The sequence below is a fragment of the Caballeronia pedi genome (genome assembly GCF_001544915.2).
Classification (GTDB): Bacteria; Pseudomonadota; Gammaproteobacteria; order Burkholderiales; family Burkholderiaceae; genus Caballeronia; species Caballeronia pedi.
The window spans coordinates 159,494-181,439 of sequence record NZ_FCOE02000008.1 but is presented as its reverse complement, the minus strand read 5'-3'; the positions used below and the strand labels follow the sequence as shown (position 1 = coordinate 181,439).

19 protein-coding genes are annotated in these 21,946 nt (G+C 62.5%); 6 read left to right on the top strand and 13 right to left on the bottom strand.

Going from position 1 to position 21,946, the window contains the following annotated elements; translation table 11 throughout:
• Positions 1-94: 94 nt before the first annotated feature.
• The 4 genes from AWB80_RS14875 to AWB80_RS14860 all read right to left on the bottom strand — a co-directional run bounded on the left by AWB80_RS14875 (position 95) and on the right by AWB80_RS14860 (position 9,475).
• Positions 95-7,408 carry a non-ribosomal peptide synthetase gene (locus AWB80_RS14875; protein WP_087131288.1) on the bottom strand — a complete coding sequence of 2,438 codons (7,314 nt, stop codon included), beginning with the start codon at positions 7,406-7,408 and terminating at the stop codon, positions 95-97.
• Between the two features lie 380 nt (positions 7,409-7,788).
• Positions 7,789-8,214 (bottom strand): GNAT family N-acetyltransferase, encoded by a 426-nt coding sequence (locus AWB80_RS14870; protein WP_061175422.1) that lies wholly within the window; start codon positions 8,212-8,214, stop codon positions 7,789-7,791.
• A gap of 95 nt (positions 8,215-8,309) precedes the next feature.
• Complete coding sequence (locus tag AWB80_RS14865; protein WP_279628658.1) at positions 8,310-8,912, bottom strand: short chain dehydrogenase; 603 nt, start codon at positions 8,910-8,912, stop codon at positions 8,310-8,312.
• Between the two features lie 107 nt (positions 8,913-9,019).
• Complete coding sequence (locus tag AWB80_RS14860) at positions 9,020-9,475, bottom strand: hypothetical protein (RefSeq protein WP_061175420.1); 456 nt, start codon at positions 9,473-9,475, stop codon at positions 9,020-9,022.
• Between the two features lie 139 nt (positions 9,476-9,614).
• Here AWB80_RS14860 and AWB80_RS44385 point away from each other — a divergent pair, with 139 nt between their 5' ends.
• Entirely contained in the window at positions 9,615-9,767 is a 153-nt protein-coding gene (locus tag AWB80_RS44385) for a hypothetical protein (RefSeq protein WP_167390456.1), read from the top strand.
• A gap of 60 nt (positions 9,768-9,827) precedes the next feature.
• Here the strand turns inward: AWB80_RS44385 and AWB80_RS14855 are convergent, their stop codons facing one another.
• Positions 9,828-10,289 carry a DUF3005 domain-containing protein gene (locus tag AWB80_RS14855; RefSeq protein ID WP_244206512.1) on the bottom strand — a complete coding sequence of 154 codons (462 nt, stop codon included), beginning with the start codon at positions 10,287-10,289 and terminating at the stop codon, positions 9,828-9,830.
• Positions 10,290-10,570: 281 nt separating this feature from the next.
• Here AWB80_RS14855 and AWB80_RS14850 point away from each other — a divergent pair, with 281 nt between their 5' ends.
• Together AWB80_RS14850 and epsC are read left to right on the top strand one after the other, a co-directional pair.
• Positions 10,571-10,804, top strand: a complete 234-nt coding sequence (locus tag AWB80_RS14850; protein ID WP_061175419.1) for a hypothetical protein — start codon at positions 10,571-10,573, stop codon at positions 10,802-10,804.
• 134 nt (positions 10,805-10,938) lie between these two features.
• The gene (gene epsC, locus AWB80_RS14845; protein ID WP_244206511.1) at positions 10,939-11,934 is read left to right on the top strand and encodes a serine O-acetyltransferase EpsC; all 996 of its coding nucleotides are present in this window, start codon (positions 10,939-10,941) and stop codon (positions 11,932-11,934) included.
• Between the two features lie 33 nt (positions 11,935-11,967).
• Here the strand turns inward: epsC and folE are convergent, their stop codons facing one another.
• The 4 genes from folE to AWB80_RS14825 form a co-directional block, all read right to left on the bottom strand.
• Complete coding sequence (gene folE / locus AWB80_RS14840; RefSeq protein WP_061175418.1) at positions 11,968-12,618, bottom strand: GTP cyclohydrolase I FolE; 651 nt, start codon at positions 12,616-12,618, stop codon at positions 11,968-11,970.
• A gap of 82 nt (positions 12,619-12,700) precedes the next feature.
• Complete coding sequence (locus AWB80_RS14835) at positions 12,701-12,904, bottom strand: hypothetical protein (RefSeq protein WP_061175417.1); 204 nt, start codon at positions 12,902-12,904, stop codon at positions 12,701-12,703.
• A gap of 66 nt (positions 12,905-12,970) precedes the next feature.
• Positions 12,971-13,414 carry a VOC family protein gene (locus AWB80_RS14830; RefSeq protein ID WP_061175416.1) on the bottom strand — a complete coding sequence of 148 codons (444 nt, stop codon included), beginning with the start codon at positions 13,412-13,414 and terminating at the stop codon, positions 12,971-12,973.
• 14 nt (positions 13,415-13,428) lie between these two features.
• Positions 13,429-13,839, bottom strand: coding sequence for a YybH family protein (locus tag AWB80_RS14825; protein WP_061175529.1), 411 nt, complete (start codon positions 13,837-13,839; stop codon positions 13,429-13,431).
• A gap of 158 nt (positions 13,840-13,997) precedes the next feature.
• On the opposite strand from AWB80_RS14825, the gene AWB80_RS14820 reads away from it, so the two are divergent.
• Positions 13,998-14,633, top strand: coding sequence for a TetR/AcrR family transcriptional regulator (locus tag AWB80_RS14820; protein ID WP_061175415.1), 636 nt, complete (start codon positions 13,998-14,000; stop codon positions 14,631-14,633).
• Positions 14,634-14,637: 4 nt separating this feature from the next.
• Here AWB80_RS14820 and AWB80_RS14815 read toward each other — a convergent pair whose 3' ends face one another.
• Entirely contained in the window at positions 14,638-15,057 is a 420-nt protein-coding gene (locus AWB80_RS14815; protein WP_061175414.1) for a YybH family protein, read from the bottom strand.
• A 132-nt stretch (positions 15,058-15,189) separates the two neighbouring features.
• A complete protein-coding gene (locus AWB80_RS14810; RefSeq protein ID WP_061175528.1) occupies positions 15,190-16,572 on the bottom strand; it encodes an MFS transporter in 1,383 nt (460 codons plus the stop codon).
• Between the two features lie 260 nt (positions 16,573-16,832).
• Here AWB80_RS14810 and AWB80_RS14805 point away from each other — a divergent pair, with 260 nt between their 5' ends.
• Together AWB80_RS14805 and AWB80_RS14800 are read left to right on the top strand one after the other, a co-directional pair.
• The gene (locus tag AWB80_RS14805; RefSeq protein WP_061175413.1) at positions 16,833-17,786 is read left to right on the top strand and encodes a 2-hydroxyacid dehydrogenase; all 954 of its coding nucleotides are present in this window, start codon (positions 16,833-16,835) and stop codon (positions 17,784-17,786) included.
• 66 nt (positions 17,787-17,852) lie between these two features.
• Positions 17,853-18,749: a LysR substrate-binding domain-containing protein gene (locus AWB80_RS14800; RefSeq protein ID WP_061175412.1), complete on the top strand. Its 897-nt coding sequence runs from the start codon at positions 17,853-17,855 to the stop codon at positions 18,747-18,749.
• Here AWB80_RS14800 and AWB80_RS14795 read toward each other — a convergent pair.
• Positions 18,733-20,109, bottom strand: coding sequence for an aspartate aminotransferase family protein (locus AWB80_RS14795; protein WP_061175411.1), 1,377 nt, complete (start codon positions 20,107-20,109; stop codon positions 18,733-18,735). The genes AWB80_RS14800 and AWB80_RS14795 overlap by 17 nt on opposite strands.
• A 17-nt stretch (positions 20,110-20,126) precedes the next feature.
• On the bottom strand, positions 20,127-21,461 hold the full coding sequence (locus AWB80_RS14790; protein WP_061175410.1) for a glutamine synthetase family protein: 1,335 nt from the start codon (positions 21,459-21,461) through the stop codon (positions 20,127-20,129).
• Positions 21,462-21,946: the final 485 nt, after the last annotated feature.

Below are 21,946 nucleotides of genomic sequence, written 5' to 3'. Positions count from 1 at the left end.
TCGAGGCATCGGGAACGAATGCAGCGTGGAAAAAACGCTGCAAGGGACCTCCCTCGCAGCGCTTCCCGCAGCGACAGCCGCCAGCGACCCTGCGTCAAGGCGCGCAGTCGCGTTTTACAAGTGTTGCCGCCTTCGTCCCGCGCGTATCGGCGTTCAGGAAGCCTTCAGCGCGCAAGTAGCGAAGATAAACCCCGATCAGCCTCGAGTAGTCGACGCTGAGACTCACGTCGGCGCTCGCCAGGCGGCTAATAGTGCCAATCTGCTCGACAGGCATGTCGTGCCAGGTCAGATCGCCCGTATAGAAGTCGCGCAGGAGCGCGAGCCCGTTGGCCGAATCGATCGTGGCGAACCGCTGCTTCCACGCGTCAGGCGCCTCCGGCCGCGCACTGAGACCCGATCTGCCGAGTGCTTCGAACCATTCCTGCTGCCCCATGCTTTCCGGGTTCTGAAGATTCGCAACCGAGAGACCTTCACGCGGATGCAAGGCGAGCGCGCACAGGGCGCGGGCAAGCACATCGACCGGCGTCATTTCGACGGTTTGCCCTGTCGCCGGATAGGCGCCGAGTTGCACGCAGCCCTGATTGAACAGCCAGAAGTGATTGTGCTCATAGTTGCTGAAGCCGCTTTCGCTATGCCCCGTGACATTGCCCACGCGCGCGACGGTTGCGGGCAAACCGTACGCGCGGCTGTACGCAGCCACGCGTTGCTCGCTCACCCACTTGCTCAGCAGATAGCCATTGTCGGACAGCGGGCGCGCCGCATCGATACGCTCCTCGACACGTTGCGCATCCTTGAGCATCATCGGCACGGACATGGTCGAGACGAAGCACACAGGTTTCTTGCGCACGGAGAGCGACAGCCGCAGCAGCGCTTCCGTTGCGCCGACATTTGTCGCCTTGAGACTGCCGTAGCCATGCAGGTGATGCACGAGCGCGCCACAGTGCAGGATGGCATCCCCTTGCTCGGCGAGCCGTTGCCACTCGGCAGCGGCGAGTCCAAGTCCGGCGTGACTCAGGTCGGCATCGATCACTTCGACACGCGAGAAGTCGATCGTCAGTCCCGCCGCCCGTCCTTCTTTGGCGATGCGAGCGAGTCCGTCCGCTGGACTGGCGGCGCGTTGCAGACAGAACACTTTCGCCACTCGCCGGCTCAACTCGTCGAGTAGATGAATGCCGACGAATCCGCTTGCGCCGGTCAGTATCACGCTGTCGATGGCCGACGCATTCCGCTCGTGCCACGCGGGCAGGGTCGTGTCGATCACGGCGAGCGGCGCGGCGGCATCGGCCACAGCGCGATCGATATCGTCCGCGCGGTCGTTCGCGGTCAATCCGGCAATCGTCGGTGTGCGATAGAAAGCGGCCATCGCGAACTCGAGACCGGTTTCGGCACGAACCCGCGCGTGCATGTGCATGGCGAGTATCGAGTTGCCGCCAAGTCTGAAGAAATCGTCTTCGCGGCTCACCTGGTCGAGCTTGAGCAGCGCGCACCAGATAGCGGCGATCTCGCTTTCGAGGCCCGCTCGCGGCGGCTCGCCGTTCGACATCGCGGACGGCGCCGGCAGCGCTTTTCGATCGATCTTGCCCGAGCCCGAAAGCGGCAAGTCCGTCAGCGCTATGTAACGCGCGGGCGCCATGTAATTTGGCAATGTCGCCGCGATCTGCCGGCGCAGCATCTCTTCATCGATTCGCGCCCCGGGCCGCGCCACATAGTACGCCGCGATGTAGCGCTGCTCGCCCTCGCCGTGAACCGCGCACGCGGCGCATTCGACGCCAGGCACGCTCGCCAGCTGGCTCTCGATTTCGCCTAGTTCGATGCGAAAGCCTCGCAGTTTGATCTGTGCATCGTTGCGGCCAAAATACTCGATCGTCCCGTCCGCCAGATAGCGGCCCAGATCGCCCGTCCGATACATGCGCGCGTAAGGCTTGCCGGCGACGGGATCTGGCACGAAGCGGCTCATGGTGAGGGCGGCCTCGTTCTGATAGCCGCGCGCGAGATTTTCGCCGCCGATGCAGATTTCGCCCACGCAACCAGGCGGCGTAAGCTGGTCCTGTGCGTTCAGAACATACACCTCGTAGCCTGGCAAGGGCTTGCCGAGCACGCGAATGCGGCCGTGCGGCTCGATCTGGCCACCGGTCGCCATGACGGTCGCTTCGGTTGGGCCGTAGAGTGAAAGCAGGCGCGTATGTGCCGCCCACCAGCGCGCGGCGGTTTCGTCAAGCGTATCGCCGCCGAACGCGAGCATCCGAAGGTCGGGAAGTGGCCGCTTCGGCAAGCCCTGCAGCAGCACGGGGGCAAGAATGGCGTGCGTGACGCGTTCACGTTCGACCAAGCGATGCAGCATGTCGGGATCGCGTCGAGCGTCTTCCGTTGCGATGACCAACGTGCCGCCGTGGAGCAGGGCGATGAAGATCTCCAGCACGCTCGCATCGAAATTTGTCGACGCGACGAGTGTGCTGATGCATTCGGGGCCATATTCGAGAAGCGGCGCGGCGCCATCGATCATCCGCACCACGCTGTGATGCTCGATCAGCACGCCCTTGGGCTTGCCCGTGGAGCCGGAAGTGTGAATGACATAAGCGAGCGCCTCGGGCGCGACCGTCGGCAGTGCGCGCGGCATGGCTGATCGATCACGCGCGAGTTCGTCGGCATCGACACAGTGCAGATGCGCGAGATCCGCGGCGGCGAGTCCTGCGCGACCTTGCGCATCCGCGATGCATGCAGTCAGCGAGCAGTTCGCAGCGAAGTGCCGCAGCCGCTCGGCTGGATAGGAAGGATCGAGTGGAACGTAGGCGCAGCCTGCTTTGAGTACGCCGATGATTGCGGCGACCAGAAGTGGCCCTTTCGCCATGGAAAGACCGACGCATGACCCCGCCGGAAGGCGTGCAAGCAGTTGCTGCGCGATCCGGTCGCTGAGCGCGTCGAGTTCGTCATAGTGCAGGGTTTCATCGTTGAACCTGATGGCAATGTGCTTGCCGAAGCGCGCGACGACCGATGCGAACCGCGCCGGTATCGAAGTCGGCGCTTCGTTCGCCGGTCCACCGTGCGAAAAGCCACATACGAGCGCGCGCTGCTGTTCGCTCAGCCAGGACAGTTCGCCGACTAGTGCGTCGGGTTCGTTTGCTGCGGCGTCGATCAGCGTCGCGAGCACTTCGGTCATGCGTTCGGCCGTTTGCGGCTCGATGAGCGATCCATCGAATTCCAGGCGGCCGTCGATTCCGCCCTGCGGATTCGTATAAAAGATCGCGGAGATATCGGCTTTGGAAGTACGTGAAGGCAACTCTTCGACGGTGACGGTGCCCTCGCCGATGCGTCCGTTCAGATCGATTCCGCTTTGCAGACTGAAAAGCGTGTTGACCGCACCGATGTCCGCGACACCCGCCTCGTACGGCGTAGCCAGCAGATGGTCGCGATCCGCGAGCATCTGCGCCTGCACGGCCGAGACAAGATCTCCAAAGGGCTCGCGCGGATCGATGTGCATGGTCATGACGGCCATGGACACCAGCATGCCGTATAGCGACTCGCTGCCGGGAACGTCGCGTCCGGCCTGCGGGTAGCCGCTCGCGAGCGTGGTTTGATCGGTCAGACGCCACAGCCACATCAGGTGCAGTGCAAAGAGCACCGGCGAGAGCGTCGTGTTGCGCGCCTGCGCGATACGTCGCAGCTTGTCGGTCTGCTCACGCGTCAGTTGTATCGTCAACGCGCGATTGGCGTCCCGCGCACGCGTGCTGGCGTCGAACGGCAAGTCGACGCGCAGTGGCACGCCCGCGAGCTTGTCCGACCAGTAAGCCCGGGCGCGGGCAACCGGCTGCGAGTCCCGTATGCGCGACATCCACGCGCAGTAATCGAACCAGTTCAGCGCGCGATCATCGAGCGGCTTCCCTTCGTAGAGCGCCGCAAGTTCCTCGAGAAGCAACTTCAGCGACCAGCCGTCGAACAGAGCGTGATGGATGGTGAAGAGCATCGTGCTCACGCCGCTTTCGACGTCGAGCAGCATGCGCGCATGCCAGGCCGGCCCTTCCGCTAGCCGAATGGGTGAGGCGAGGCAGGCGTCGAGTTGCGCATCGATGCTTTCCGCGGTCGCGCTTTCGAGCGGGATCGGCACGTTCCCAGCGGCGGCCGGCATCAGCCGAACGCCGCCGTCGATATCCGCCACGCGTGCGCGGAACAGCGGATCGCGCGCGAATAGCCGCGTGAGCGCCGCGTGCAGCGCAAGGGGATTCACTTCGCGGCTGAAATCGGCACGCACGACGATGTTGTACGCGTTGTCCGCGGGGGCATGGCGGGCTCGGTGAACGATTGCCTGGGCGATGCCGCTCATGACCGGCACTCCGCTTTGCGCTTCGACATCGGGGATAAGAGGCGGCAATGCGTCGTGGTCGTCGAGCCCTTCGCGAAGCACACGGCAGAACGCGTCGAACGCTGGATGCGCGAGCAGAAGTCCGGGCTTCACGTTCGCGCCGAGCGCTTCACCGATGCGTTTGCACGCCAGCGTGGCGAGCAGGGAATGCCCGCCCGCATCGAGAAAATGGCTGCGTTCGTCGATGGATTCGACGGGCACATCCAGGGTGACGGCCCACGCTGTCTGAACCGCGCGCTCGAGCGTATCGAAGTCGCGCCCGGCCGCGTGCGCTGACGATGCGTTGGGTGCCGGCAACCGCGTGCGGTCCACCTTGCCATTCAGATTGAGCGGCCAGGCATCGACGGGAACCAGAAACGCCGGAACCATGTACGACGGCAGACGCGTTTCGAGGCGTCGCCGCAATTCCGTGGGGGCCAGTCCGCTCGCGCCGTACCACGCGACGAGCGCGATATTTCCCTGATGGGCGCACGTGCCGATGCAGACTGCGTTCACTTCGGATTGAGCCGCGATGACATGCTCGACCTCGGAGATTTCGATGCGATAGCCGCGTACCTTCACCTGGAAATCGTTGCGGCCGAGAAATTCGATATCGCCGTTTGGCAGAAAGCGGCCGAGATCGCCGGAGCGATAGATGCGTCCGGAGCCGTCGGCGTCGTCGATGAACTTCTGCGCCGTTAACTCCGGGCGCCGCAGATAGCCCCGCGCGACCGATGGCCCGCCGATGCAAATCTCCCCGATGCCGCCGAGCGGCACGCCGCGCCCCTGCGCGTCGAGCAGATGAATGGCGTAGCCCGGCAGCGGGCGTCCCAATTCATTCGCGAGCTTGCGCCCGCCGAACGTGTTTTCCGTCGCGAGCACGGTGGCCTCGGTCGGACCATAGATGTTCGAGAGTCGCACCACGGCGGACCAGAACCGGACGGTGTCGTCGTCGCTGGCTTCGCCGCCGCAGAGAATCGTCTTCAGAGCCGGTAGCGGGCGGCGCGGCAGCAGGCGCAGCACCGCGGGCGGAAGAAACGCATGCGTGATGCGCTCGTCGGCGAGAAACTGGAACATCGCGGACGGGTCTGCCCGAACCGTATCGGGCGCGACGATCAGATGTCCGCCGTGCGTGAGCGGGTTGAAGATCTCCAGCACGCTCGCATCGAAATTGACCGACGCGAATTGCAGCCAGTGCGCCCCCGGCCCACGGTCATAACGCCCCTCGAGCGATGCGATCATGTGTGCGAGCATGCCGCGCTCGATCACGACGCCCTTCGGCTGGCCCGTGGTGCCGGACGTGTAGATGACGTACGCAGCGTGTCTCGGATCGGCGTCGCGGCATAGCGCAGTGACAGCCGTGCCGGGCTCTGCCGGCGCGAGCATGTCTTCGATGCGAAGCACCGGGCATTCGAACGTGTCGCGCACGCGGGCCTCGCTGGCGGCGTCGGTGATGACAGCGGCGAGCTTCGCATCGGCCGCCATGAAGCGCAGGCGCTCCTCGGGCATGAGCGGGTCGAGCGGCACATAGCCTGCGTTCGCCGCCAGTACACCGAAGATTGCAGGCACGATGCGCGCGCCGCGCGCAACGCAAATGCCGACCAGCGCGTCCGCTGTGACATGCGGCGTCAGGGCATCGGCAATTCGCGCGGCCCCGCGAGCGACTTCCGAATAAGTGAAGCACGCATCGAGGCCGCTCACGGCAAGCGTGTCGGCGTGTCGGCGCGCGATGTCGTCGAACTGCGCGAGCACGTCGCGCGGCGGGATGGCGAGCGCCGCGCCGTGCGACCATTCCCGCCGGCGCGAAGCCAGTCCGGGGGTATCGAAGTCGAGCTGAGAGACGGGTGTGTCGAGTTGTGCCGCGAGCGTCGCCAGCAGCGCCACATAATGCTCGAGCGCAAGGGCGAGCCCGTGCGCGGATTCGTGATGACGCACGGTCACGTCGAACGAGATTGCGTCGTCCATGCGCATGTAGATGGCCGTGTCCTCGCGCTCAGGCCTGCGGCAGAAGCGCGCGAGGAACGTGCTTGCGTGGCCGTCCAGACGAAGTGCGCCATACGGCATGGACTCGCGCTCGATGAGCACGGTCGTGGCGCGGTCGTACTCCTGATGCACGCGCTTGAGTTCGTCGAGCACATCGCCGGCGGGGATGTTCGCGTGATAGTCGGCCAATGCGAACCTGGACCTGGCATGCAGCAGAAACTGCCGCAGTGTCATGCCCTCCTCGAAGTCGCTGCGAATGAAGCGCACCCGTTCGTCGTAGCCGATCTGTCCAAGAGACTGCCGCTGGCCACGTCGATGGTGCGCCGTGACGACTACGGATTGGCGCGCAAGCTTCTGCATCATTACGTGAAGCGCCGCTTGCAGCAAAAACTCGATGCTCAGATCAAGCGCCCGTGCCTGCTCCCGAAGTTCGCCGGAAAGCGCCTTGCCGAGTGGCACGGTGAAGCTCGATTCACCCGTTTCGCCTTCTATCGAAGGCGGCTGCCATGCGAACGCGCCATCGCCCAGTTCGCGCACCCAGAATGCGAGGTCGCGACGCCACTGCTCCGGTTCGAGCGACGCATGCTCGGCGTCCAGCACGGCTTGCTGGTCGAGGCTGATATCGGCGGGCAAGGCGCCGTGGTTGTATGCGTGGGAAATCGCCGCGAACAAAGGTTCGAGCGAGAAGCGATCGAGCAAACTCTCGTGACAGGCGAACACCAGAAAGCTTTGAGTCTTGCCGAGAAGCAGCGTGATGGACCAGGGCGCGCCCGCGTCCATGCGAAACGGCTGTGCGCAAAGGGTTTCGATGATGGGTGTCGCACTGACTTCGTCTGCGTGCTCGATATCGATGATCTCGAGTTCGGCGAGCGCTGTCTCGTGAAGCAGATAGCGCGGCCCGTCCTCGCCATGCACCATGCGCCAGCGCAAGGGTTTGCAGTGTTGTGCGAGCAGCGCGACTGCCTGCGTGAGGCGCTCGCCATCCGGGGTGCCTGTGAGACGAAATACCGCGCTCAGATTGTGAACTTCAGCCGATGGCCCCGCGGCGCGGGACTGAGTGCGAGAAAGTGAAAGGATGTCAAATTTCATTATTTACCTCATTATTTTTGAACTACTAAGCAAATCATCCACACGTATCGAAGCAGTCGATGAAATTGACCGCGCAATCCTCTTCTATCGTCGGTGGTAGTTCGCATTACTACTGATGCTGCCAATGCCGATAAGTTCATCGCTATGAAGAGAGTTCGCAGCGCTCGGGCTTTATCTCGGAGTTGTCGGATGAACTACTGGCAGGCGATTGCTGGATTCAGCAGGAAATCGACGGATTCTCATGACGCCGATCACCTGTTTTAGGGCAGATTTGAAAATATGAAGAAAGACGCCCTGACCGGCGCGAAGTTCGGCGCTGTTCCGTTCTTGTAATTTTCATACGAAACAACGCGCCGCAACATGCGGAGCGCAAGAGGCGGCTAGCCCTTCGCGATCCTCTCCATGATGCGCTCGGGATGCCTGCTCGCGGCGAATCCATGGCGCGCATAAAGCCCGTGCGCATCGGACGTGACGAGCATCATGCGGCGCAAACCTTGCAGATCGGGATGCGTCATCACGCATTGCATCATCCACTTGCCGAGGCCCGCGCCCTGATGCTCGGGCAGCACGAAGACATCGGCGAGATAAGCGAAGGTCGTGGTGTCAGTGATCATGCGCGCGTAGCCGATCTGCGCGCTGCCGCGAAAGAGCCCGAACGCGAGCGAATGACGCGCGGCGCGCTCGACCTTTTCGCGCGCGATGCCGGGCGACCAGTACGCCACTTCGCTCAGGTAACGATGCACGACATCGAAGTCGAATTCATCGATGTCGGTGCTCAGCCGATAGTCGTCCCGGTTCCACTGCATCGCGTCGCTCCATGTGCGTCATGAAGCGACGAGAATAGGCGATCGACGCGCCGTGTTCCATGCACACTTTGCGTCTGTCAGTGTCAGTGTCAGGCTCAGTGCACGTTGTAGATGCGCCCGGTTTCCGCGCCTTCGACGCTGCGGCTGTACGCGAGCGCCACGCGCGCGCCGCTCGCGGCTTCGAAACCGCGGAAGTACGGACCGAAGCTTTCGCGCGCTTCCTCCAGCATCGTCGGGCTGACGACGTTGATGCGCAGGCCGCGCGGCAACTCGATCGCCGCGCCGCGCACGAAGCCTTCGATCGCGCCGTTGACCGCCGCCGCGCTCGCGCCTTCGCGGATCGGCGCCGCGCCGACGATGCCGCTCGTCAGCGTGAACGACCCGCCGTCGTTCAGATGATCGCGCCCGGTGAGCACGAGATTGACCTGGCCCATCAGCTTGTCGTCGAGACCGCGGCGGAATTGCTCGGGCGTCATCTTCACGAGCGGGCCGAAATGCACATGACCGGCTGTCGCGACGATTGCATCGACGCGGCCGATCTCATCGAACAGGCGCGCGATGCTGTTCGTATCGAGCAGATCGACGCGATGCGCGCCGCGCGTCGCGCCGATCTCAAAGACTTCATGACGGGACTTCAGTTCGGCGGCGACCGCCCGGCCGACCGTGCCGGTGGCGCCGATGACAGCGATTTTCATGATTGGCTCGCGCAGTTTGCGTTGAGGGAAGGTCAGCCATTGTGCCGACGCGCGCGTGGGCGAAAAAGACGCGTCCGCTTCAAGGATTGCAAACGGCGAGTTTCGAATGACTACGCGGACACAGCGCGCGCGGGCATCGGCGAAAGCAGATAGAGCGACGCCGCGAACTTGCAGACGAGTCCCGCGCCGCAGATGAACGCGCCTGCCGGGAACACATGCCATTGCAGCGCGAGCGTCGGCGCGACGAGCGCGACGGACACGAACCCGAGCGCGACAGCGAGCCAGCGCGCCCATTGCAGCCGCGACGCCACGCACACGTAAAGCAGACCGACCAGCACGCGCGAGGTGATCGACGCGGCCAGCGGATGGCTCGACGCGTCGCCGGGAAGGCCGATTGCGAGCATCAGAGCGAACTCGGTCCACGACAGCGCGTAGGCCGCGCCGAGACAGGCGATCGCGGAGGTAAAGCGCTGTTCGGGCGTGACGACATGGCGCGCGGCCGGCTGGAGTTGTGCGTTTTCGGCGGAGTCTTGCGGGTAATTGTCGTATGCGTGGATCGTCGTCATCTGGCCTTCCCCGTTTATCAATTTTGTTGCGATGCGGCGCTTCGTTGGCCGTGTCACTGCGCATACGCCGTGCCTGCTCCGAGGAACGCGCGTTGCTTTCAGTTTATGTCGATAAACCAGCGACCAAAAGGAGCCCGCGATGAACAAAGTCAAGGAGCAGCATCCTCATTCGGAACGCGATGAGGACGATCTCGACAAGGCCGTCGAAGACACGTTTCCCGCCAGCGATCCGCCCGCTACGGGTGGCGTGACGCGCATCGAGCCGGACGATAAGAAAGACGAAAAGAAATGATCTGAAAGCGCGTTGAAGCAAAGAGCCGCTTATTCAAGGCGGCTCTTTGCTTATCAAGACTCAACTGCGCTCCAGTTCGAATAATCGCGACGGCCGCAGATGATTGAGCGCATAGTGCTTGCGCCCGCGCAAGGTGTGGCCATGTGGATCGCGCCCCTGGAAGCGCAGCTTGTCCTCGACCTCGGGCACCGTCGGCGCGACCATCCCGCGATCGATCAGCCGATAGCCCCGTTCGAGCGCGAGCAACACGCCGTTACGTCCGGGACGGCTGTCGAAGCCGCCGAGTCCATCGCCCGGCTCCGCCACGTAGTTCACCGACGTCGCGTTCGAGTTGATGACGGCGTCCGGTTCGCGCGCGCGCATCTCGGCTTCGCGCCGCGCGTGGATGCTCTTCATATCGGCGTCGACGGTGTCGTCGGGTCCGTCATCGTTGGCGACATCGACACCGCGCGGCGATTTTTCATAATGGCCCTGCGGACCGACATGCATGCCTTGCGGCTCCTTGCCTTCAGCGTTGCTCATCGCGTGCTCCGTTGACCTGAATCGACCAATCCCTACGCAAGACTCATTCCGGATATTTGGCGACGGAACCGCGAGCCTTGCCTGAGGGCGCCTTGCTGGACAGCCAAAATTTCGGCCATTTTTTTCGACCCCAAGCCGATATCCTGCAAGTATTATTTGGAACCTGTCGGCGGCAAAGCGCAACAGGCGGGACGCGAACAATCAGGAGGGCGCGTTTCACGTTGCCGTCGAAGAAGAGCAATGCGACTCGAACGAGCAGGGCACTTTCACACAGGTGACTCATGCAACACGATGCAGCCTTTTCACATCGAGGCTACCTTCTGAACTGCGCGCCCGCCCGGGCCGGAGATGGCAGCTACCAGCCGTATGTGGTGATCTCGCGATCGAGCGATGGCGAACTCGTCGCGAACCGCTTCTTTCCGTCGGAGCTGCGATTTCGCGACGCAGACGCCGCCATCGCGCACGCGCGCGACTGGGCCGTGCGCTGGATCGACGCCAGCAACGTAACGGTGTGAGCGATGCCCGGATGAAGCATCGGCAATACGGACGCGCGAGCCGCCGGGCGGCAGGCTTCGGCAAAACCGGTTACTCTTGACGTTTGACCCGTCGCGCGAAGCGCGGCGGCCGCTTCTCTTGCTTCATCGCCGACATGCAGAATACGCCCACGCTTGGCTCCATTGCGCCGCCCGAATCCACTCGCGAAACAGCATCGCGCGACACGCCTCAGGAATGGGGTCTCGCGCGCATCGTCGCGGACTTGCGCCAGTCGCGCGAAGAGCTGCATCGCACGCGGCATCCGCTCGGCATCCGCGAACTGCCTTCACGCGAGGCGATCGTCAGGATCGTCAATGGTCTGCGTTCCGCGCTGTTTCCCACGCATTACGGCGCGCCCGATCTGACCGACGAAAGCGTCGATTACTACGTCGGCCAGACCCTCGAAAGCAACTTGCGCCTGCTGCACGAGCAGATTCGCCGTGCGTTGCGTTTCCTCCCCGAGCATCGCGATACGAGCGACGCCGAACTCTCCGCGCAGGCTTTCGCAGTTGCGCGTGAATTCGGCTCGCAGTTGCCGCAGATCCGCGCGCTGCTCGTGAGCGATATCCAGGCGGCGTTCACCGGCGATCCCGCCGCGCAGCATATCACCGAGATTCTGCTGTGCTATCCGGGCATCTGGGCGATGACGCATCATCGGCTCGCGCACGCGCTGCACAAGCTCGGCGTGCCGTTGCTCGCGCGCTTCATCAACGAAATCGCGCATTCGCTGACGGGCATCGACATTCACCCGGGCGCGACGATCGGGCCGAGCTTCTTCATCGATCACGGCACGGGCGTCGTGATTGGCGAGACGGCGGTGATCGGCCAGCATGTGCGTGTCTATCAGGCCGTGACGCTCGGCGCGAAGAGCTTTCCTTCGACCAGCGATGGCGCGCTCGTGAAGGGCAACGCGCGGCATCCTGTCGTCGAGGACGATGTCGTCATTTACGCGGGCGCGACCATTCTCGGCCGCGTGACGATCGGCAAGGGGTCGGTCATCGGCGGCAATGTGTGGCTGACGCACAGCGTGCCGCCGGGCAGCAACGTGTCGCAGGGCAAGATCCGCGAAGGCAGCGGCCCGGACGTGCCAGGCAACGGATTCGGCGCATGAAATGAAGAAAGGGCCGCGAGGCCCTTTCTGTCGTTATGTATTCGATACGCTGAACGCGCTCGCGTTGCCGACGATCGAAAGAAACTCGCGTCGCGTCGATGGATCGTCACGGAACGATCCGAGCATACGCGACGTGACCATCGCGACGCCCGCCTTGTGCACGCCGCGCGTCGACATGCATTGATGCGCGGCTTCGAGAATCACGCCGACGCCGATCGGTTGCAGCACTTCGTTCAGCGTATCCGCGATCTGCGCGGTCATCTTCTCCTGAATCTGCAGCCGCTTGGCGAAAGCATCGACGAGGCGCGCGAGCTTCGAAATGCCGACCACGCGTTTGTTCGGCAGATACGCGACATGCGCGCGGCCGATGATCGGCACCATGTGATGCTCGCAATAGCTTTCGAAACGAATGTCCTTCAGGACGATCATCTCGTCATAACCCTGCACTTCGGAAAACGTGCGCGCGAGGATCTCGTGCGGATTCTGATCGTAGCCCGCGAAAAACTCCTCGTAGGCGCGCACGACGCGGCCCGGGGTATCGAGCAGTCCCTCGCGGCTCGGGTCGTCTCCGGCCCAGCGCAAGAGAACGCGCACGGCGGCTTCGGCTTCCTCGCGGGTCGGACGATCGGCTTGTTCAGCAGGCATGTCCGAGCCTGAAAGTTGATTTTTGCGCGGGGCGCTCATCGAAAACTCCTGTCAGTCAAGATGCAATCAATGCGTTCTGCATCCCGCTATTGTTTCACGTTTCCGATGGTCGATATGAATGTCAGGTTTTTCCGCCTCCATCGATACCCGAACCCGTCCGCCAGACCCGCTTGCCTTCCTCCGATAACTGCCCGCTGCTATGGTCCTTGTCGGGTTCGGTGCCGGGCTCGGCCATCGACCCGCCCGGCTGTTCCTGCGACGGTTGCGCCTTGCCCTTGCGCTGCGCGATGCGGTCTTCCTGAGAACGTCCGGCGTAGTTGCTCATGGTGCGTCTCCTTTCGAATTGATGCGATGAAAGGTGCGCAAGCGGTGTTCCAGCCGGACGATGCGCTCACGCGGGCTTGTGCTCGACGCCGCCCAGCACCATCCACGAGACGCCGAACTTGTCGGCGACCATGCCGAAGCGCTTGGCGAAGAAGGTTTGCGTCATCGGCATCTGCACCTGGCCGCCATTCGAAAGCGCATTGAAGTACTTTTCCGCCTGCTGTTCGTCGCTGGCCGTGAGCGAGAGCGATACGCCCTTGAACTCCGGCTTGCCGCTGCACATGCCGTCGGACGCCATCAGCATGGAATCGCCAATGGTGAAGGCTACATGCATGATCTTGTTTTCCGATCCCGGCGGAAGGCTGCATCCGCTGGCCGTTTCAGCCTTGCCGGCTTCCGGATTTTCGCTGAAGCGCATCATCATGACGACTTGCGCGCCCAGATTCTCGCGATAAAACGTGATCGCTTCTTCGCAGCGGCCTTCGAAAAACAGATAGGGTTGCACTTGCATGTCTGCTCCTTGCGTTATGACTTTTCGTCGGGGTCCATATCCATCATGAGCGGCACCGATGCGTGTTCGTGCACGACACGCCAGTCGCCGTCGATCTTCCTGAAGCACACGGTGGCGCGCACGATGTCTTCCTGCTCGCCGACGGCGACGCGATTGACGGAGTGCGCATAAGCCAGATCGCCGCTCGCGGCGACTTCCACTTCCCGCATCTCGAACGTGAGCGGGCCTTTCATGCTGTCGAACCAGCGCCGCCAGTTCTCGCGATAATGCTCGACGCCCTTGATAGATGCGGGCGGCACGACGTCGAACACGACGACATCCGGCGCGTAATGACTGACGAGCGCGCCGACGTCTTTCGCGAGCACCGCTTGCCGCCACGCTTCGATCAGTTCGCGGATGCGCGCGACATCGTCTGGTCCGGTCATGATTGCCTCCTTGCACGTATTGGAAACGATGCCGCCGCGTCGTGACAAAGCAACGACAAACGCCGATGAACAATTATTTTTGAAGTTGTGTACACCGTCCACAAAAAGTAGCAGAGATAATGGACAGTGTCCACATGAGGAAAGCCCGACCAATCAAAATGACAAATGGAAAGCCGCGCAGCACGTACCGACATGGCGATCTGCGCCGCGCGCTGATCGACGCGGGCATCGAACTGGCGCGCGAAGGCGGACCGGATGCGATCGTGCTGCGCGAAGCGACGCGCCGCGCGGGCGTCGTGCCGAACGCAGCCTATCGTCATTTCGAAAGCCGTCTGGAATTGCTATCGGCGGTGCGTTCGGCGGCGCTGTCGCGCGTGGCGCAGGCGATGGAAGAAGAGTTGGCCGCGCGCCCGAAAAAGCGCCGCCGCGCCGATGCGGCACGCGCGGGATTGCGAGCCATCGGCACGGGCTATGTGCGCTTCGCGCGGGAGGAAACCGGGCTCTTTCGCACCGCGTTCGCCGCGCCGCAGTGCGAGTGGGGCGAACACGATGCGTCTTACGGCACCGGACCGAGCGGACTCGATCCGTTCCAGTTGCTGAGCCGCGCGCTGGACGAGATGGTCGAGACGGGCGCGCTCGATGCGAAGCGGCGGCCCGAGGCCGAATATCTGGCGTGGAGCGCAGTGCATGGTTTCGCGCTGCTTGTGATCGAGGGGCCGTTGCAGGGTCTTGCGCGCGCGCAGATCGAACCGCTTGCCGAGCGTCTGCTCGATATGGTCGATAGCGGGCTCTGAGCGGTTACGCTTCGATTGACGCCAGTTCGACCGGCAGGGGCACGGACGTATGCACGTGCCTGACGAGCCATTCACCTTCGATCCTCCTCAGAAACAAGGTCGTTCGGACCAGATCGCAGGTGTCGCCGATTTTGATGCGGTTGATACAGAACAGCGTGGCAAGCTCGCCGTGCACCTCCATGACGGCGTTCTGAAGTTCGAACGATATCGGGTCGTGCAGCTTGTCGAACCATGCTTGCCAGCCGGCGCAGTACTGATCGGCGCCTTGGGAAGCCAGCGGCGGAAAGATATCGAACACGACGACGTCATCCGCATAGAAGCGTCGTAGGTTGCGAGCGTCCTTCGTTGCCGCGGCCTGGCTCCACGCCCTCAACATTGATTCGATCTGTTTGCCTGCTTCTGCACCTGCGTTTGATTCGGACACACTGGGCTCCGGTATTGAATGAAGCCGAAACTATGCTGGTTTCGCGCGCGAACGAGGAGTGCCTTTCGTGAAACGATGAATTTTGCGCGGCAGGAAAACATCGCGCCGCATGAAGCGGCGCGATTGGTCTGCTTATTTCGACTGGTCCGCTATCGGCTCGACCACGCTCAATAGCAGCAGCAGGCACAAGGTCGCCGTTCCGACCATGTAGAGAAAGACCGCGGTCCAGCTATAGCTGTCGAGCAGGAAACCGACCGCGAGCGGCGCGCAGGCGCCGCCGATCTGTCCCACCGAATTCACGATGCCGAACGCGGTCGGATACGTCGACTTGGTGGCGAGTCCCATCGGATACGCCGAGTAACCCGCGAAGCCGATACCCAGCATGAGGCCCGCCATGATCAGCGCCGCGCCGAGGTAAGCGACGCTGTCGGGCGCGTCGATCAGCAGGAAGGTCATGATCATCGTGCCGAGCGCGCCGAGCATCATCATTGGCTTGCGGCGGCCGCCGAGCAGCCGATCCGAGATGATGCCGCCGAGCATGTTGCCCGTCACCGCGCCGATGAAAGGCGCCGACGCGAGAAAGCCCATTTTCACCGAAGCGAAGCCCTTCACCGTGATGAGATAGGTGGGAATCCACGAGATGAAGATGTTGCTGATGCCGATCATGCAGCCATAACCGAGCGCGATGCCGAAGATGTTCCACGAGCCGAACACCTGGCGAATCGTCTCCAGTTGCGGCACGCGCTTCGTGCGGTTGATCGCGTCGAGCCGGGGCATCGGCGTCATGCGCGCGCGGGAGAGCGACTTGCCGCCGTTGCTGTCGACGGTCGATTCATCGGCGATATAGCGGCGCTCGGCGGGCGAGCAGAAGCGGTTCTCACCGGGCGAATTCGTCACGAACATCAGCCAGACAAGCGCGAGGATAATGCCCGGAATCGCGAACACATAGAAGATCTCACGCCATCCCCACAAGTGGATCACGATGAGGCACACCGAAGGCACGATCAGCGGTCCGAGCTTCGACGCGGCGATCCACAGACCCGTTGCGGTGCCTTTTTCCTTCGCGGGAAACCAGCGGTTGATGACGTTCGTGCAGCCGATGCCGAGCGGTCCTTCCGACAGCCCGAGACCCACGCGATACGTCATCAGCAGAAACACCGACGACGTCGTGCCCATCAAGCCGGTGAACACCGAAGTCAGGATCATGAAGACGGAGAACAGCAAGCCTGTGGTCTTCTCGCTGAGCCGTTTATAGAGGAGGCCGACAGGAATCTGCACGAAACCATACGCGAAGGAAAACAGGCTGACGATGAGCCCCGCTTCGGTATTGGTGATGTGATATTCCTTCTTCAGATACGGCAGCGCAATGCCGAAATTGGCGCGATCCGCGCATGCGATGGCCCAGATGCAGAAGATCAGTCCCATCACGATCCAGCGATGTTTCGTGCGCTTCTCCGCGATGGGTTCCGCGTTCGAGGAAGCAATGATGCCGTCGGCGTTGCTGGTAGGGCGCAGGCTCACGCTGTTGTCTCCGATGTCATTTTCAAGGCTTTATTGTTGATATGCCTTCTGATGCTTCGAATTGTGGGGATGGCCCGCAACAGCGTCCAATCTTTTATTGCTATTACCTGATTCCCGGATTGAATCGATCGCAGGCGTTACCGACGCTGGTTCGATTCGTGGATCAATTGATATCCTTTTGGGATTGGACGCGACCGGCAAAAGCCGACATCATCCGCTCCACATCGGAAACGAAAACTCACGGAGCACGCGAATTGAAGCCGAGCATTCTGCAACTGAACCCTATCCTCGTACCGGCCATCAACGAGAAGCTGGATGCGCTCTACACGATGCATCGCCTGTTCGAACAGGACGACAAGGACGCGTATATCCGCGAGCACGGCGCGTCGATTCGCGGCGTGATCACCGGCGGGCATACGGGCATTTCGAACGATCTGATCGAGCGCTTGCCCGCGTTGCAGGTGATCGCGGTGAACGGCGTCGGCACCGATGCGGTCGATCTCGAATTCGCACGTTCGCGCGGCATTCCGGTGACGGGCACGTTCGGCGCGTTGACCGAGGACGTGGCCGATCTCGCGATCGGTTTGATCCTGACCGTGCTGCGTGAGATCTGTCCCGGCAACGACTTCGTGAAGACCGGCAAATGGGTGAAGAACCCGAGCCCGAGCGCGATTCCGTTGGCGCGCCGTTTCAGCGGCAAGCGCGTGGGCATCGTGGGGCTCGGCAAGGTCGGTCGCGCGATCGCGCAGCGCGCCGCCGCATTCGCCTGCCCGATCGCCTATACGGACGTACGCCCGATCGACGGCGTCGACTATCGCTTCGTGCCGGATCTGCTGTCGCTCGCTCGCGAAAGCGACATCCTCATTCTTGCAGCGGCGGCCGACAAGGCGAAGGGCATCGTGAACGCCGCCGTGCTCGATGCGTTGGGCAAGGATGGCTATCTCATCAACATCGCGCGCGGCAAGCTCGTGGTGGAAAGCGATCTCGTCGAAGCATTGTCGCGTGGCGCGATCGCAGGCGCGGGCCTCGACGTGTTCGTCGATGAACCCAATGTGCCCGTCGAACTGTTCGGCATGGATCGCGTCGTGCTGCAGGCGCATCGCGCAAGCGCGACGGTGGAATCGCGCACCGCGATGGGCGAGATGGTGCTCGCGAGTCTTGCTCAGGGTCTCGCGGGACAACGTCCCGAAGGCAGCCTGACGACCTGAATATCGATGTGAACGCGTCGGGGGCGAACATATAATGATCGGCTATCACTTCAACGTCGATTACGAATGCTCGATCTCGGACAAGTGCGTTGCTTTGTCGCCGCCGCGACGGAACTGAATTTCAGGCGCGCGGCGGCATTGCTCCACATGACGCAGCCGCCTCTTTCCAGACAGATTCATCTGCTGGAAGAGAACCTGGGCGTGCAGCTTTTCGAACGCGTCGGCCGCGCCGTCAAGCTGACCACCGAAGGGCGCGTGTTTCTCGCGGACGCAACGCGTCTGCTCAACCTCTCCGAGCAGGCCGAAAGCACGGTCAGGCGCGCGAGCAAGGGCAAGACCGGGCGCGTGCGAATCGGCTTCACGGGCGCGGCGGGCTACGAGTTGATCCCCGAGTTACTGGTCGCGGCGAAGCATGACTTGCCGGATATCGATGTCGTGTTGCTGGAGATGATCTCGGTCGCGCAGATCGAAGGCTTCGAGGCGAACGCGATCGACCTCGGCTTCATGCGGCCGCTGCCGTCGCGTCAGAAAGTGGAGTTCCTTCTCGTCGATCGTGAGCCGATGATCGTCGCGCTGCCTGCAAGACACGAACTGTGCCGCTTCGAACAGCTCGAACTCGCGCAGTTGCACGAGCAGGCGTTTATCATGCATTCGCCCACGCACGGCAAATACTTCCACGATCGCATCATGAGCATGCTCGTCGCCGATGACGTGAAGCCGCATTTCACGCAATACATCGATCAGACGCCGACCATTCTGTCGCTCGTGCGCGCGGGCCTGGGCGTGTCGATTCTTCCCGCATCGTCGCAGCGGTTTCATTACGACAACGTCGAGTTCAGGGACATCGCCGGCAATACCGTTCAGGCGGAAATGAGCATGGCGTGGCGCACGGATCAGGACAATCCCGCCGTCACGGCCTTCCGGCACATGGCGGCGGAATACTTCGTCAAGCGGCGTGCGTGATCGAGTGTGATGTCGCGTCGAGCGCGGCTTTGGCCTTGTCGACGATCTCGTCGATCTCGTCATGCGTGACGACGAGCGGCGGCGACAGCAACATGCGATCGTGACTCGCGCGCATCACGAGGTTGCCCGCAAAGCAGAAATCGCGGCACAGGGTGCCGATATCGTCGCCATTGGCGAAGCGCTTTCTCGTCACGCGATCGACGGCCAACTGAATGCCCGCGACGAGCCCCGCGCCCGCAATCTCTCCGACGATCGGATGATCGCCCAGCGCGTCGCGCAAGCGCTGTTGAAAGTACGGACCTGTATCGTTCTTCACGCTGTCCACGATGCCTTCGTCGCGCAGCAACTTCAGATTCGCCACGGCGACAGCGGCAGCGACGGGATGCCCCGAATACGTGAAGCCGTGATTGAACTCGCCGCTGTTCACGATCGCATCCGCGATGGTGTCCGATAACGCGACCGCGCCCATCGGCACATAGCCGCTCGTGAGACCCTTGGCCATCGTGATGACATCCGGCTCGAAGCCGAAGTGCCGATGCGCGAACCATTCCCCCGTACGCCCGAAGCCACCGATTACTTCATCGGCGATCAGCAACACATCATGCTTGCGGCAGATACGCTCGATCTCCGGCCAATAGCTCGCTGGCGGAAAGATCACGCCGCCCGCACCCTGAAACGGCTCGCCGATGAACGCCGCGACGTTGTCCGCGCCGAGTTCGATGATCTTCTCTTCGAGCTGACGCGCCCGCGCGAGGCCGAACGCGTCCGCGCTCATCGCGCCGCCTTCGCCGAACCAGTAAGGCTGATCGATATGCGCGACATGCTCCATCTTCGACGGCATCTGCTCGTGCATATAGCTCATGCCGCCGAGCGTGGCGCCCGCGATGGTCGAGCCGTGATAAGCATTTCTGCGCGCGATTACATAGCGCTTCTTCGGCTTGCCTTGCACGGCCCAGTAACGATGCACCGCGCGCAGCGCCGTATCGTTGGCTTCCGAGCCGCTGTTGCAATAGAGAAAGCGATTGAATCGCGCGGGCGCGAGTTCCGCGAGCAAGGCGGAGAGTTCGATCACCGGCGGATGCGTCGTCTTGAAGAAGGTGTTGTAGTAGGGCAGCGCCTGCATCTGCTTCAGCGCGGCATCCGCGAGTTCGCGGCGTCCATAGCCCACGTTCACGCACCACAAACCGGCCATGCCGTCGATGATGCGATTGCCGTCCGAGTCCCACAGATAAACGCCCTCGGCCTTCACGATCACGCGGCTGCCCGCGCGATTGAGCGCGCCCATGTCGGAGAACGGATGCAGATGATGCGCGGCGTCGAGCGCGCGGTAATGGGCTGTCGAGTCGATTCGATCGTTCATGTCGTCTTCTCCCGATATCAGACGTGCAGTAGCAGATGCTTGCGTTCCCACGAACTGATCACGCGGAAGAACGCTTCATATTCCGTTTCCTTCAGCGCGAGAAACGCGCGCACGAACTTCTCGCCGAACATCTCGGCGAGCGGCTCGCAAGCGCCCATCAGCGTGAGGCCTTCTTCGAGATTGCGCGGTAGCTGATACGGCTGGCGATAGCCGTCGCTCGCAAGCGGCTCGGTCGGTTCGAGATGCTGCGTCATGCCGAGGTAACCGGCCGCCAGTGTCGCCGCGATCGCGAGATACGGGTTGCAGTCGACGCCCGGTATGCGATTCTCGATGCGCCGCGCCTGTGGCGACGAATGCGGCACGCGAAAGCCCACGGTGCGATTGTCGTAGCCCCATTGCACGTTGATCGGCGCGGCCATGAAGCGCGATAACCGGCGATACGAATTGATATACGGCGCGAAGATCGGCATGAGCGCGGGCGTGTATTTCTGCAGGCCCGCGATGTAGCTATAGAAAAGCCCGGTCGGTTCACCTTCGCGATTGGTGAAGAGATTGCGCCCGGTCTCTTCATCGACGATGCTCTGATGCACGTGCATTGCCGAACCCGGCTCGGTTTCCATCGGCTTGGCCATGAAGGTCGCGTACATCTTGTGGCGCAGCGCCGCCTCGCGCACCGTGCGCTTGAAGAGAAACACGCGGTCCGCGAGATTGAGCGCATCGCCGTGCATGAAGTTGATTTCCATCTGCGCCGCGCCCACTTCGTGAATCAGCGTGTCGACTTCGAGTTCCTGCACTTCGCAATACTCGTAGATGTCTTCGAAGAGCGGATCGAACTCGTTGACCGCATCGATCGAATACGCCTGACGTCCCGTTTCCGCGCGCCCGGTTCTGCCGACGGGCGGCTGCAGCGGCAGGTCCGGATCGCGGTTCATGTCGACGAGAAAGAATTCGAGTTCGGGCGCGACGACCGGCCGCCAGCCCTTCTCGGCGAATTTCTGCAGCACTTGCCGCAACACGCGGCGCGGCGAAATGGCGACGGGCGTGCCGTCGAAATGCACGCAATCGTGGATGACCTGCGCGGTCGGATCGGCGGCCCACGGAATCAGGCGGATCGTCGCGGGATCGGGCACGCACACCATGTCGGGATCGGTGACGCCGGTGAAGCTGCCATCGACGGGATAATCGCCCGTGACGGTCTGGATCATCACGGCTTGCGGCAGGCGCATCGATTCGCCCGATTCGAACTTGCTGCGCGGAATGATCTTGCCGCGCGCGGTGCCGGCCATATCGGGAATGATCGCTTCGATTTCGGTGATGCGATGTTTTCGGAGGAATTCGTCGATGCGTTCCATTATCGTTCTCGTGTATTGAGCAGGCGCATGCATCCACGGCCTGTGCGATGCATCGCGAAGGCGCAATGAAGGAAGGCGCGCGCATTCACGCGTGCGGACGCACGCGCGCGAACCAGTCAGCTAGCGAAGGGAAACGGGAAGAGGCGCTACGGCAGCAGTGACGCTGCGCCAACGCGCTCCACGGCGATGAACGCACGCGCAGAGACGACGTTGCGACGCCGCACACAGCGGCGGGAAAGAACGGTCAGAACCGACAGGAAGCGGCGCCCGGAAGTCGTGCCGCAGCGATCGGCGCAGGAGCGGTACACGCTCCGACGGGCCAGAGGGCTTTGGGCTTTCACGATAACACTCGTTTGGCGAGTTGATTGGCAGGGCGATTGCCGACGTTGCAATGCCGACAATTGCCCTTCAACGAGGATACGCGAGACATAAACGCCGTCAATACGTTTTTTCCAGCGGCCGCACGCGAATCATTCTTGCCGTGT

Bases quoted from the DNA above. Each gene is read 5' to 3' on its own strand.
- AWB80_RS14875 (WP_087131288.1), bottom strand. From the start codon at position 7,408: ATGAAATTTGACATCCTTTCACTTTCTCGCACTCAGTCCCGCGCCGCG.
- AWB80_RS14870 (WP_061175422.1), bottom strand. From the start codon at position 8,214: ATGCAGTGGAACCGGGACGACTATCGGCTGAGCACCGACATCGATGAA.
- AWB80_RS14860 (WP_061175420.1), bottom strand. From the start codon at position 9,475: ATGACGACGATCCACGCATACGACAATTACCCGCAAGACTCCGCCGAA.
- AWB80_RS44385 (WP_167390456.1), top strand. From the start codon at position 9,615: ATGAACAAAGTCAAGGAGCAGCATCCTCATTCGGAACGCGATGAGGAC.
- AWB80_RS14855 (WP_244206512.1), bottom strand. From the start codon at position 10,289: ATGAGCAACGCTGAAGGCAAGGAGCCGCAAGGCATGCATGTCGGTCCG.
- AWB80_RS14850 (WP_061175419.1), top strand. From the start codon at position 10,571: ATGCAACACGATGCAGCCTTTTCACATCGAGGCTACCTTCTGAACTGC.
- epsC (WP_244206511.1), top strand. From the start codon at position 10,939: ATGCAGAATACGCCCACGCTTGGCTCCATTGCGCCGCCCGAATCCACT.
- folE (WP_061175418.1), bottom strand. From the start codon at position 12,618: ATGAGCGCCCCGCGCAAAAATCAACTTTCAGGCTCGGACATGCCTGCT.
- AWB80_RS14835 (WP_061175417.1), bottom strand. From the start codon at position 12,904: ATGAGCAACTACGCCGGACGTTCTCAGGAAGACCGCATCGCGCAGCGC.
- AWB80_RS14830 (WP_061175416.1), bottom strand. From the start codon at position 13,414: ATGCAAGTGCAACCCTATCTGTTTTTCGAAGGCCGCTGCGAAGAAGCG.
- AWB80_RS14825 (WP_061175529.1), bottom strand. From the start codon at position 13,839: ATGACCGGACCAGACGATGTCGCGCGCATCCGCGAACTGATCGAAGCG.
- AWB80_RS14820 (WP_061175415.1), top strand. From the start codon at position 13,998: ATGACAAATGGAAAGCCGCGCAGCACGTACCGACATGGCGATCTGCGC.
- AWB80_RS14800 (WP_061175412.1), top strand. From the start codon at position 17,853: ATGCTCGATCTCGGACAAGTGCGTTGCTTTGTCGCCGCCGCGACGGAA.
- AWB80_RS14795 (WP_061175411.1), bottom strand. From the start codon at position 20,109: ATGAACGATCGAATCGACTCGACAGCCCATTACCGCGCGCTCGACGCC.
- AWB80_RS14790 (WP_061175410.1), bottom strand. From the start codon at position 21,461: ATGGAACGCATCGACGAATTCCTCCGAAAACATCGCATCACCGAAATC.